Genomic DNA, 11,639 nt, shown 5'->3' with positions numbered 1-11,639 from the left:
CGATCTGGTCGTAGGCCTTGGCTTCGCCGCCGAACTTGGTCGCCAGCACCGAGGTGATCGCCGCCGTCAGCGTGGTCTTGCCGTGGTCCACGTGACCGATCGTGCCGACGTTGACGTGCGGCTTGGTGCGCTCGAATTTTCCTTTTGCCATTTTCGACTCCGAAAAGTAACTATGCGATCACTGACTTCACTGGTGCCACAACAACCGCGCACCGATACGGTGGTGCCCTTGGTGGGAATCGGACCCACGACCTCTCCCTTACCAAGGGAGTGCTCTACCACTGAGCCACAAGGGCTTGAATTCTTCTGCCGCGCCCGCGCGCGGCAACCGGTTCATGGAGCGGGAGACGGGAATCGAACCCGCGTCATTAGCTTGGAAGGCTAAGGTTCTACCATTGAACTACTCCCGCAGCGGGTGGACTTCAACGAACCCCGGCCGGTACCGAACCCTCCCGGATCCGTCCTTCTCTTCGCTCGCACAAACCACTTCAAACATTTCGCCGGCCTCGCTAAAGCAAGGCTGGTGGAGGAGGCTGGATTCGAACCAGCGTAGGCGTAAGCCAACAGATTTACAGTCTGCCCCCTTTAGCCACTCGGGCACCCCTCCGGCGAACCTCGAACTATAGCACGTTCCATCTCCCTCGTCAGCGCCGGACTACAGCCCGGCCCCGCGGCGATGCGAGCTTGCGACAGCGCCGGGCGGCGTGAACAGCCCGGGCGCGCCGCGCGCCGCCAGCCACTGCCGAGCCTGCGCGAAGTGGCCGCAGCCGAGAAAGGGCACCGGTGGCCGCCGGGCCGACAGCGGCGACGGATGATTGGCCTGCAGCAGCAGGACGTCGCAGCCGTTGCGGTCGGCCGCCGCCCGGATCAGCGCGGCCTTCGCCTGGGCATGGGCGCCCCAGAGGAGGTAGGCGCAAGGCGAGGCCCGGCTGGCCACCGTCTCCAGCAGCGCGTCGGTCAGCTGCTCCCAGCCCTTCTTCGCGTGGCTGCCCGGCCGACCTTCCTCGACGGTGAGCGACGTGTTCAGCAGCAGCACCCCTTGGCGGGCCCACGGCAGCAACGATCCGCTGGCCGGCGGCGGCTCAGCGGGACCGCAGGCGAGCTCGCGGAAGATGTTGCGCAGCGACGGCGGCAGGGCCACGCCAGGCGCCACCGAAAACGCCAGACCCTCGGCTTGGCCCGGCCCATGGTACGGATCCTGGCCGAGGATCACGGCGCGCACGCCGGCGAGCGGCGTCAGTTCGAGGGCGCGGAAAGGCCGCGGCGGATACATCGTGGCGCCGGCGGCCAGCCGCTGCTCGATGTACGAACCCAGCCGCTGCCCGGCCTCGGTCGCCAGGAAGGCCTCGATCACCGGCCGCCAACCCTCGGCGACCGGCCAGTGCGCGGGGTCCCAGCGCAGCAGCCGGTCCGGCTCGCCGCCCAGATCGAGCGGCGCCTGCGCCGCCGCCTCAGCCACCGAACAGCGCCTGCAAGGCGGCGCCCGGATCGTCGGCCCGCATGAAGGCTTCGCCGACCAGGAAGGCGTGGACGCCGGCCTCGCGCATGCGCTGGACGTCGGCGCGCGTGAGGATGCCCGACTCGGTGACGAGCAGCTTGCCGGGCGGCACCAGTTCCATCAGGGCGAGCGTCGTCTCCAGCTTCACCTCGAAGGTCCGCAGGTCGCGATTGTTGATGCCCAGCAGCGGCGTCTTGAGCTTGAGCGCCCGCTCGAGCTCGGCGCGGTCGTGCACCTCCACCAGCACCGCCATGTCCAGGCTGCGGGCGATCGCCTCCAGCTCGGCCATCTGCGCGTCCGACAGGCAGGCGGCGATCAGCAGGATGCAGTCGGCGCCGACCACGCGCGACTCGTAGACCTGGTACGGGTCGATCAGGAAGTCCTTGCGCAGCACCGGGAGGTCGCACGAGGCGCGCGCCTGCTTCAGGTAGTCGTTCTGGCCCTGGAAGAACTGGCGGTCGGTCAGCACCGACAGGCAGGCGGCGCCGGCTTCGGCATAGCTCTGCGCGATATCGGCGGGAACGAAGTCGGCGCGCAGCAGGCCCTTGCTGGGACTGGCCTTCTTGATCTCGGCGATGACGGCGCTGTGGCCGGCATCGATCTTGCGCCGCAGCGCGGCCTCGAAATCGCGCGTCAGCACCCGGCTGAACGCATCGTCGCGCATCGCGGCCAGCGGCACCCGCTTGCTGGCCGCGGCGACCTCCTCGCGCTTGACCGCGACGATCTTGTTGAGGATGTCGGACATCGCTCAGCCCGCCAGCGTGCGCGACACCGCGATCAGCTGCTCGAGCTTGGCCTTGGCCGCGCCCGACGCGAGCGCTTCGCGGGCCTTGGCCAGGCCGGCCGGGATGCTGTCGACGACATTGGCCGCATACAGCGCCGCCGCCGTGTTGAACAACACGATGTCGCGCGCCGGCCCCGGCTCGTTGTCCAGCACGCCCATCAGCATCGCCTGCGACTGCTGCGGCGTCTCCACCTTCAGCGAGCGGTTGCTCGCCATCGGCAACCCGAAATCCTCGGGGTGGATCTCGTACTCGTGGATCTCGCCGTTGATCAGCTCGCCGACCATCGTCGCGGCGCCCAGGCTCACCTCGTCCATGCCGTCGCGGCCGTACACGACCAGCGCGTGCTCGGCGCCCAGCCGCTGCAGCGCGCGCACCTGGATGCCGACCAGGTCCGGATGGAACACGCCCATCAGGATGTTGGGCGCGCTCGCCGGGTTGGTGAGCGGGCCCAGGATGTTGAAGATCGTGCGCACGCCCAGCTCCTTGCGCACCGGCGCGACGTTCTTCATCGCCGGATGGTGGTTGGGCGCGAACATGAAGCCGATGCCGACCTCGGCGATGCAGCGCGCGATCGCCTCGGGCGGCAGGCTCAGGTTCAGCCCCAGCGCCTCCAGCACGTCCGCGCTGCCGCTCTTGCTGGAGACGCTGCGGCCGCCGTGCTTGCTCACCTTGGCGCCGGCGGCGGCGGCCACGAACATCGAGCAGGTCGAGATGTTGAAGGTGTGCGAACCGTCGCCGCCGGTGCCGACGATGTCGACCAGGTGGGTCTTGTCGGCGACGTGCACCTTGGTCGAGAACTCGCGCATCACCTGGGCGGCGGCGGTGATCTCGCCGATCGTTTCCTTCTTGACGCGCAAGCCGGTGATCAGCGCCGCCATCATGACCGGCGAGAGCTCGCCGCTCATGATCATGCGCACGACCTTCAGCATCTCGTCGTGGAAGATCTCGCGGTGTTCGATGGTGCGTTGCAACGCTTCCTGCGGCGTGATCGGCATCTCAGCCTCCTGTGAGTGATGGATTGTCGGAAAGGGCCAGCTTCAGGCCGAAGCCGATGAACAGGCAGCCGGCGGCGCGATCGAGCCACCGCAGGCTGCCGCGCACGGCGCCGCGGCGCGCCAGCCAGGCGGCGGCCAGCGCCCAGCACGAATTGAGCAGCACCGTGTTGGCGGTGAACACGAGGCCCAGCAGCATGAACGCCAGCGCCTTGTCGGGCGCGGCCGGCGCGATGAACTGCGGCACGAAAGCGAGGAAGAACAGGGCCACCTTGGGATTGAGGACGTTGGTCAGGAAGCCGCCGCCAAAGACCTTCTTCAGCGGCCGCGCGCCGGCAGTGGCCGCCAGCGCGGCCAGGTCGGGACCGGGCGCGGCGCCGCCGGCCAGCAGGATCCTGGCCCCGAGCCACAGCAGGTAGGCCGCGCCGGCGTATTTCAGCAGCGTGAAGGCCGAGGCCGACGCGGCGAGCAGCGCGCTGACGCCCAGCGCGGCGGCGGTGACGTGCACCAGACAGCCGGCGGCGACGCCGACCGCGGCCGCCAAGCCGGCCCGCACCCCGCCGCGCAGCGCGCTGCTCACGATGTACAGCACATCCGGGCCGGGGGTGAGGTTCAGCAGCACCCCGGCGAGGATGAACAGCAACAGCTCGTGCGGCCCCGGCATGACGCGATCAGCGGCCGAAGAACTGGCGCACGGCCGCGATGGCGCGATCGACGCCTTCGGCCGTCACGTCCAGGTGGGTGACCAGCCGCAGGCGGTACAGGCCCGTCGCCAGCACGCCCCGATCGGCCAGGTGCTGGACCAGGGCCGCCGAGCGTTCGCGCGCGGGTCCCACCAGGTCCACGAACACCATGTTGGTGTGCGGCGGCGCGACCTGGAGCCCGGGGATGCCGACCAGGCCTTCGGCGAGCCGCTTCGCGTTGGCGTGATCCTCGGCCAGCCGGTCCACGTGGTGCTCGAGCGCATAGGCGGCCGCCGCGGCCAGGATGCCGGACTGGCGCATGCCCCCGCCGGCCATCTTGCGGATGCGGCGCGCCCGGCCGATCAGCTCGCGCGAGCCGCACAGCACCGACCCGACGGGCGCGCCCAGTCCCTTGCTGAAACAGACCGAGACGCTGTCGAAGCATTGCGCGATGCGCCTCGCTTCGGCGGCCGCGGTGCCGCCGCCGGCCGCCGCCTGCGCGACCGCCGCGTTGAACAGGCGCGCGCCGTCGAGATGGGTGGACAGACCGAGGCGGCGCGCGAGCGCCGTCGCCTGCTCGATGTAGGCCATCGGGATCAGCTGGCCGCCCAGCGTGTTCTCCAGCGCCAGCAGCCGGCTGCGCGCGAAATGCGGATCGTCCGGCTTCACGGCGGCTTCGATCTCGGCCAGCGCCAGGGTGCCGTCCGGCTGGTGCGCGATCGGCTGCGGCTGGACGCTGCCGAACACCGCGGCGCCGCCGCCTTCCCAGCGATAGCAGTGCTGCATCTGGCCGACGATGTACTCGTCGCCGCGCTGGCAATGCGCGAGCACGGCGCACAGGTTGCTCTGGGTGCCGGTCGGCACGAACAGCGCGGCCTCGAACCCGAGCCGGCCGGCGAGCTGCTCCTGCAGCGCATTGACGCTGGGATCGTCGCCGAACACGTCGTCGCCCAGCGGCGCGGCGGCCATGGCGGCGCGCATGCCGGCGCTGGGCCGGGTGACGGTGTCGCTGCGAAGGTCGACGACGGTGGTGGCCATCAGTTCTGCTCCAGGAAGTTGCGCAGCATGGCATGGCCATGCTCGGTCAGGATCGACTCGGGATGAAACTGGACGCCCTGGATCGGCAATTCGCGGTGGCGCACGCCCATGATCTCGCCGTCGTCGGTCCACGCCGTGATGGCGAGGTCGTGCGGGCAGCTGGCGCGCTCGATCGACAGCGAGTGGTAGCGGTTCACCGTGAACTGCCGCGGCAGCCCGTGGAACACCCCTTCGCCGGTGGTCGTGATCACGCTGGTCTTGCCGTGCATGAGTTCCCGGGCGCGGACGATGGTGCCGCCGAACGCGGCGCCGATCGACTGGTGGCCCAGGCACACGCCCAGGATCGGCAGCCGGCCGGCGAAGTGCCTGATGGCGGCGACCGAGATGCCGGCTTCGGCCGGCGAGCAGGGGCCGGGCGAGATCACCAGCCGGTCCGGCCGGCGCTGCTCGATACCGTCGATGGTGATCTCGTCGTTGCGGAACACCTCGACCTGCGCGCCCAGCTCACCGAAGTACTGCACCAGGTTGTAGGTGAAGCTGTCGTAGTTGTCGACCATGAGGAGCTTCATGCGTGGCTCTCTTCAAACCCAACAGCCGAACGCAGAGGGCGCAGAGGATACGCAGAGGACGCAGAAGAAGCCAAAAGGAGCCTCATAGCTTGTTCACCAGGCGGTGGATGCCCTTGACGACGGGAAAGGCGTGGAAATTGACGAGGAGCCCCAACCTGTATCCCGACATCCGCAGGTACGAGAGCAACTGCGCCCGGTGCAGCTCCGTCACGCCGTCCATCGCCTTGAGTTCGACGATGACGGTGTTCTCGACGACGAAATCGGCGCGGTACACGACGCCCAAGTCCCTTTCCTTGTACTTCCCCCAGATCGGCACCTCGCGATCGAACTTCAACCCGCGCTCGGCAAGTTCGATCGCCAATGCGGCCGAATAGGCACTCTCGAGCAATCCGACACCCAGGACCCGCTGGACCTCCACCGCTGCCCCGATGATGGCGTGGGAACAGTCATTTTCAGGCCTTGGTTGTTCCTTCTGCGTCCTCTGCGTATCCTCCGCGCCCTCTGCGTTCGGCTGTTGGGTTTGTTGGTTCATTCCAGCCCCTCCTCGACCAGTTCGGAGGCGCGCAGGAGGGCGCGGGCCTTCGCCTCGGTTTCCTTCCACTCCAGTTCGGGCACGGAATCGGCCACCACGCCGGCCGCGGCCTGCACGTACAGCATCTGGTCCTTCACGATGCCGGTGCGGATCGCGATCGCCACGTCCATGTCGCCGGCGTAGCTCAGGTAGCCGCAGGCGCCGCCATACAGGCCGCGCTTGCTCGGCTCGAGCTGATCGATCAGTTCCATCGCATGCACCTTGGGCGCGCCGGTCAGGGTCCCGGCCGGGAAGGTGGCCTTCAGCACGTCGATGCTGTCCATCCCTTCATTGAGGATCCCCTCGACGTTGCTGACGATGTGCATGACGTGGCTGTAGCGCTCGATGGCGAAGGCCTCGGTCACCTTGACGCTGCCGGTCTTGGCGATCCGGCCGATGTCGTTGCGCGCCAGGTCGATCAGCATCACGTGCTCGGCCCGCTCCTTCGGATCGGCCAGCAGCTCCTGCTCGATCGCCTTGTCGCGCTCGGGCGTGGCGCCGCGCGGCCGGGTGCCGGCCAGCGGCCGGATCGTGACCTTGTTGCCGTCCTCGGTCTGCTCCTGGCGCACCAGGATCTCCGGCGAGGCGCCCACCACGTGGAAGTCGCCGAAGTGGTAGTAGTACATGTACGGGCTGGGATTGAGCGAGCGCAGCGCCCGGTACAGCGACAGCGGCGATTCGGTGTAGCGCTTCTTGATCCGCTGCCCCACCTGCACCTGCATGAAGTCGCCGGCCGCGATCAGCTCCTTGGCCCGCTCCACCGCCTGCAGATAGTCGGCCTTGGCGAATTCGCGCTCGGCCGGGAAGCCCTGGGTCTGGCGCACCACCGGCGCGCTCACCGAGTACTTCAGCTGCTCGCGCAATTCGCGCAGCCGCTTCTTGCCGTTCGCGAACGCTTCCGGCTGGCCCGGGTCGGCATAGACGATCAGGTACAGCTTGCCCGAGAGATTGTCGATGACCGCCAGCTCCTCGCATTGCAGCAGCAGGATGTCCGGGCAGCCCAGCGTGTCGGCCGGGCAGCTGCGCTCGAGCTTCTTCTCGATGTAGCGCACGGTGTCGTAGCCGAAGTAGCCGGCCAGCCCGCCGCAGAACCGCGGCAGCCCGGGGCGCAAGGCCACCTTGAAGCGCCGCTGGTACTCGCCGATGAAGTCCAGCGGATTGCCGTGCGCGGTCTCGACGACCTGGCCGTCGCGCACCACTTCCGTCCTGGCGTCGGGCCCGAACCCGCTGGAACGCAGCAGCGTGCGGGCCGGCAGGCCGATGAAGCTGTAGCGGCCGAAGCGCTCGCCGCCGACCACCGACTCCAGCAGGAAGCTGTGCTTGCCGCCGTCCCTGGCGTGGGCCAGCTTGAGGTACAGCGACAGCGGGGTTTCCAGATCGGCGAATGCCTCGGCGATCAGGGGAATGCGGTTGAAGCCCTGCAGCGCCAGGCTCTTGAATTCGAGTTCGGTGATCAAGGGTGAGCCTCCACAAGCTCGGCGGCCGCCGGTGCCGGCCGCATGATGTTCAAGGTGAATGCCTCGTCGCGAGGCGCGGTGCACGGGGAACCCGCGCGGTCAGAAATGCGCGCTCAGGGACGCCAGGGCCAGGCTCCCCGGCGGGAGCGCCCTGCGACGGCATTTCGGTGGATGGACATGGGCAAAGTGTAGCAAACGGACCGAACCGCGGCGCGCGGCCCCGCAAAGGACGCGCCGGCCCCCGGGAAACCCGCTTGCCGCGGCGGCGCCCGCCGCCAAGAATCGGCCGTTCCCGACGGAGATCGACATGAAAGCATTGGCAACAGGACTGGCGCTGGCGGCGCTGTTGGCCGCGCCCGGCGCCTGGGCGCAGGCCACCGTGGCCGGGGTGAGATACGAGGAAGCGGCCGACCTGGGCGGCAGCCGGCTGGCGCTCAATGGCGCGGGCATCCGCACCAAGTTCCTGTTCAAGGTCTACGCCGCCGGCCTGTACCTGGGCAAGAAGGCGGCCACGGCCGAGGAAGCCCTGGCCCTGCCCGGCCCCAAGCGCATCGCGCTGACGATGCTGCGCGACGTCGACGCCGCCGAATTCGCGCAGGCATTTGCCAAGGGCATGGACGACAACAACGACAAGGCCGTGCTGGCCAAGGTCGCGCCGAGCATGCAGCGCATGAACCAACTCTTTGCCGACCACAAGAAGCTGGCGCCGGGCGACACCGTCGCCATTGACTGGGTGCCCGGCACCGGGACGACGATCCGGGTGAAGGGCGCCGCCGGGGAGCCGTTGAAGGATCCCGACTTCTTCGCGGCGATGCTGCGCATCTGGCTCGGGCCGCAACCGGCCGACGCCAGCCTGAAGGAAGCCTTGCTCGGCAAGGCCGGCTAGGAAAGCCCCGAATCAATCGCGGCGCGCGCGGCGCGGTCTGTTGGGCGCCTGCTCAAGCGGGCGAGGCCAGCCAGGCCGGGACGTCGGCGAGCGAGTCGACGAACCCGTCGGCCGGCACGTTGCGTACCGGCTCGCCGTGGTTGTAGCCGTAGGTCACCAGCACCACCCGGCAGCCGGCGGCCCGCGCCGCCTGGGCGTCGTTGCTGGAGTCGCCGATGACCAGGGTCCGCGCCGGGGTGGTGCCCAGCGCCTCGCAGGCCTTGAGCAGCGGCAGCGGGTCGGGCTTCTGGCGCTCGAAGGCGTCGCCGCCGAACACGGCCTCGAAGTAGCCGGCCAGTCCCTTGCGCTCGAGCAGCGGGCGGGCAAATCCGGTCGGCTTGTTGGTCAGACAGACGAGGCGAAGGCCGGCCGCACGCAACGCGGCCAGGCCCTCCAGCACGCCCGGGTACAGCTGCGCGTGCTCGCCATTGATCGCGAGATAGTGCTTCTGGTAGGCGCTCCACGCAGCGTCGTACAGCTGCGCGCGGCCCCCGACATGGGCCAGCACCGAGCGGATCAGGTGCTCCGAGCCCTTGCCCACCAGCCGTTCGATCGTGGGCCGGTCGGTGGCGGGCAGGCCGAGCTCGGCCAGCATCCGGTTCAAGGCGACGGCGAAGTCACCGATGGTGTCGACCATGGTGCCGTCGAGATCGACGATCGCCGCTTGCGGGGGGTGGGTGGTCATTTCAAGTGCGTTCGAAAAGTTGGAAGACGCGGCGAGGTCGCCGGCGCGGCGGAGGGGCCCGCTTCAGCTGCTCGCGGCGCCGGACATCCTGCCCCAGCGCCTGGCGGCCTGCACGGCCAGCGCCATGGCCAGCGCCGCGGCCAGCGCGAGGACGAAAGCGGCGGCGCGGCCGAGCCCGCCCAGGCCCCAGTACAAGGCCAGGAAGAACGCGGTGAAGCCGTGCAGCCCCTGCAGGAAACCGGTCATCAACGAGGCGGTCGCGGCTGCGCCATACCGCTGCAAGGTGAAGCAAGGCAGCACCGTGCCGGTGATCGGAACCGCGAGCAGGATGCCGCTGAGCGCGGGAGGCAGCGTGTCCGCGCCGAGGATGATCACGCCGGCCATCGCGACCGCCACCGCGATCCGCAGGACCAGCTCGATCCGGGGCACGTGCACCGGTTGCGCCGCGCCGGTGTGGCGGGCCGCCAGCCAGAGCCCGACGCCGGGCGCGACCAACGCCAGGACGCACACGGCCGCGACGCCGAACGGCGCCTGCGCCAGCAGCGCCCCGGCGGCGGCGTACGCGAGCAAGGCCGCGGTCACTGCCGCCGGCCATCTGCTCCGTGGCGCCGCGGCGGCGAACGTGACGATGTGCAGGATCGTCGCCGGCACGCAGGCCAGGGTGGCCAGCGCGATGCGCCTGACCTCGACGGCGCCGAGGTCGAGCAGCAGGAGGCCGACGATGGGCGCGGCAATCATCGGCATGCCCGCGACGGCGCCCCCGATCGCGTGGCCGAACCGGCGCGCGGCCAGCGTGGACAGCAGCACCGACAGTGCGACGAGGAACAGCTTGAGGATCAACACCGGGTTTGCATTTCGGATGCCGGACGGCGCGCGATCTTAGCGCCTTGCCCGGTCGCGGACGCGCGCTCGCTCGGCGACGGCGGTTTACACCCACAGCGCACGTCTTACACCACGGCCGGTGGAAACCCGCTCGGCTGGCGCTATTGATAAAGGCGGGGGCCGGGCCGCCGCCGCTCCATCTGCACCATGTCCGCGCCAGCTGCCGCCGCCCCTGCCGCCGCCCTTGCCGATGCGCGCCGCGCGCTGGCCGCCCCCGACCGGCTGCGCCGCGCCCTGTTGTGCGCACCCGCTGCCCTCGCAGCGGTCCTGGCCGGCTGCGTCACGCCGCCGCGGCGCGAGCTGCCGCAGGCGGTTGCGCCGTTTTCCACGCTGCGGGCGCTCGACGGGTTGCCGCCCGGCTGGGAGGAACTGGTGATGCGGCGCGACCTGCCGCGCACCGACTACCGTGTGGTCACGCTGGACGGTCGCCGCGTGCTGCGCGCCAGCGGCCACGGCGCTTCCGGCCTGCGCTGCCGGCTGCGGGTCGACCCGCATGCCGCCCCGTGGCTGCGTTGGTCGTGGCGCACGCGCGAGGTCCCGCTGTCGATGTGCGTCGACCGCAGCGAAACCGACGATTCGCCGGCGCGCGTGGCGGTCGCGTTCGACGGCGACGAGCAGCGCCTGTCGATGCGCGACCGGGCCCTCTACGAGCTGGTGCAGCTGATCACCGGCGAGCGGCTGGCCTATGCGACGCTGATGTACGTCTGGGACGGCCAGCTGCCGGTCGGGGCGACGGCGAACTACGCGCGCACGGCGCGCATCCGCTACCTGGTCGTCGAGAGCGGAAGCGCGCGGGCCGGGCGCTGGCTGAGGTACGAGCGCGACATCGTGGCCGACTTCAGGCGCCTGTTCGCGGAGGAGCCCGGGCCCGTCAACAGTGTCGGCGTCCTCACCGACGCCGACGACCTGCGGCTGGACCTGGAGACCTGGTACGGCGACATCCGCATGGAGCCGGCCTGACCGCCGGACCGGCCGCTATTCCCGGTCGGCCGGCGTCCCCTGTTCGCGTTCACGGCGGCGCCGCGCCGCTTCCACCAGTTGCTGCACCACGGAAGCGAACTGGTCCTTGCCGGCGGCCTTCGGGCGGCGGCGGCCGGGATCGTCCAGCGGCTCGGGCTGCCGCTCCGGGTCGAGCGAGACGAAACCGCGGTTCAACGAGCCGCTGGGCGAAGCCTGCGCGCGATCGTTGCGGTGCGGTTGCGCAGCCACCATGAGGGTCTCCTGAGTTGAAGCGGGCGCGGTTCACGCGGCCGTCCGTATTTGGAGACCGGATGCCGCCAGCGTCAAGCGCCGCCGCAAAAGCCCCAGGGCTGAGGCAGCGCGGCGCCGCCGCCTCACGCCGGAATGGCTTCGAGATTGGCGCGCGCCCAGTGGCGCCGCTTGGCCAGCGCCGCCAGGAAATCCTGCGCCAGTTGCGGGCGCGACGGCGGATCGTTCTTGCCCAGCACCACGCCCGGCAGCGCGGCCGCGCCCTCGGCGTCGACGCCAAGGGTGCGCAGCAGCTGCACCCCTTCGCCGATGACGCCGATCGGCTTGCAGTGCCGGTAGGCCTCC

14 protein-coding genes, 3 tRNA genes and 1 pseudogene are annotated in these 11,639 nt (G+C 70.0%); 2 read left to right on the top strand and 16 right to left on the bottom strand.

Going from position 1 to position 11,639, the window contains the following annotated elements:
- The 12 genes from VNT59_RS07875 to trpE form a co-directional block, all read right to left on the bottom strand.
- On the bottom strand, positions 1-151 hold a 151-nt coding region (locus VNT59_RS07875; protein WP_325497773.1), incomplete at its 3' end, for a GTP-binding protein.
- A gap of 70 nt (positions 152-221) precedes the next feature.
- Positions 222-296 (bottom strand) — tRNA-Thr (locus VNT59_RS07870).
- A gap of 40 nt (positions 297-336) precedes the next feature.
- Positions 337-410: transfer RNA gene (locus VNT59_RS07865), tRNA-Gly, on the bottom strand.
- A 111-nt stretch (positions 411-521) separates the two neighbouring features.
- Positions 522-607 (bottom strand) — tRNA-Tyr (locus tag VNT59_RS07860).
- 48 nt (positions 608-655) lie between these two features.
- Positions 656-1,459 (bottom strand): uracil-DNA glycosylase, encoded by an 804-nt coding sequence (locus VNT59_RS07855; protein ID WP_414708364.1) that lies wholly within the window; start codon positions 1,457-1,459, stop codon positions 656-658.
- Complete coding sequence (trpC, locus tag VNT59_RS07850; RefSeq protein ID WP_325497771.1) at positions 1,452-2,243, bottom strand: indole-3-glycerol phosphate synthase TrpC; 792 nt, start codon at positions 2,241-2,243, stop codon at positions 1,452-1,454. The genes VNT59_RS07855 and trpC overlap by 8 nt, the downstream gene beginning before the upstream one ends.
- Before the next feature lie 3 nt (positions 2,244-2,246).
- Complete coding sequence (gene trpD, locus VNT59_RS07845; protein ID WP_325497770.1) at positions 2,247-3,278, bottom strand: anthranilate phosphoribosyltransferase; 1,032 nt, start codon at positions 3,276-3,278, stop codon at positions 2,247-2,249.
- Position 3,279: 1 nt separating this feature from the next.
- Positions 3,280-3,939 (bottom strand): LysE family translocator, encoded by a 660-nt coding sequence (locus VNT59_RS07840; RefSeq protein ID WP_325497769.1) that lies wholly within the window; start codon positions 3,937-3,939, stop codon positions 3,280-3,282.
- A 7-nt stretch (positions 3,940-3,946) separates the two neighbouring features.
- Positions 3,947-4,996, bottom strand: a complete 1,050-nt coding sequence (ltaE, locus tag VNT59_RS07835) for a low-specificity L-threonine aldolase (RefSeq protein ID WP_325497768.1) — start codon at positions 4,994-4,996, stop codon at positions 3,947-3,949.
- A complete protein-coding gene (locus VNT59_RS07830; RefSeq protein WP_325497767.1) occupies positions 4,996-5,565 on the bottom strand; it encodes an aminodeoxychorismate/anthranilate synthase component II in 570 nt (189 codons plus the stop codon). Before VNT59_RS07830 ends, ltaE begins: the two co-directional genes overlap by 1 nt.
- An 82-nt stretch (positions 5,566-5,647) precedes the next feature.
- Positions 5,648-6,097 (bottom strand): GxxExxY protein, encoded by a 450-nt coding sequence (locus VNT59_RS07825; protein WP_325497766.1) that lies wholly within the window; start codon positions 6,095-6,097, stop codon positions 5,648-5,650.
- Positions 6,094-7,593: an anthranilate synthase component I gene (gene trpE / locus VNT59_RS07820; RefSeq protein ID WP_325497765.1), complete on the bottom strand. Its 1,500-nt coding sequence runs from the start codon at positions 7,591-7,593 to the stop codon at positions 6,094-6,096. Before trpE ends, VNT59_RS07825 begins: the two co-directional genes overlap by 4 nt.
- Positions 7,594-7,900: 307 nt before the next feature.
- Here trpE and VNT59_RS07815 point away from each other — a divergent pair, with 307 nt between their 5' ends.
- Positions 7,901-8,479 carry a chalcone isomerase family protein gene (locus VNT59_RS07815; RefSeq protein ID WP_325497764.1) on the top strand — a complete coding sequence of 193 codons (579 nt, stop codon included), beginning with the start codon at positions 7,901-7,903 and terminating at the stop codon, positions 8,477-8,479.
- 52 nt (positions 8,480-8,531) lie between these two features.
- On the opposite strand, the gene VNT59_RS07810 is transcribed toward VNT59_RS07815, so the two are convergent.
- Positions 8,532-9,203 (bottom strand): phosphoglycolate phosphatase, encoded by a 672-nt coding sequence (locus VNT59_RS07810; RefSeq protein WP_325497763.1) that lies wholly within the window; start codon positions 9,201-9,203, stop codon positions 8,532-8,534.
- A gap of 63 nt (positions 9,204-9,266) precedes the next feature.
- The gene (locus VNT59_RS07805; RefSeq protein ID WP_325497762.1) at positions 9,267-10,046 is read right to left on the bottom strand and encodes a hypothetical protein; all 780 of its coding nucleotides are present in this window, start codon (positions 10,044-10,046) and stop codon (positions 9,267-9,269) included.
- A gap of 186 nt (positions 10,047-10,232) precedes the next feature.
- Here VNT59_RS07805 and VNT59_RS07800 point away from each other — a divergent pair, with 186 nt between their 5' ends.
- On the top strand, positions 10,233-11,045 hold the full coding sequence (locus tag VNT59_RS07800) for a DUF3047 domain-containing protein (protein WP_325497761.1): 813 nt from the start codon (positions 10,233-10,235) through the stop codon (positions 11,043-11,045).
- 15 nt (positions 11,046-11,060) lie between these two features.
- Here VNT59_RS07800 and VNT59_RS07795 read toward each other — a convergent pair whose 3' ends face one another.
- Positions 11,061-11,297, bottom strand: coding sequence for a hypothetical protein (locus VNT59_RS07795; protein WP_325497760.1), 237 nt, complete (start codon positions 11,295-11,297; stop codon positions 11,061-11,063).
- 122 nt (positions 11,298-11,419) lie between these two features.
- A pseudogene (gene katE, locus VNT59_RS07790) lies at positions 11,420-11,639 on the bottom strand (catalase HPII); the annotation flags it as partial.

Source organism: Ramlibacter sp., assembly GCF_035554825.1.
In the GTDB taxonomy this organism is placed as follows: Bacteria; Pseudomonadota; Gammaproteobacteria; order Burkholderiales; family Burkholderiaceae_C; genus Ramlibacter.
The sequence above is the reverse complement of the archived record's forward strand: the minus strand, read 5'-3'. Positions and strand labels throughout refer to the sequence as shown.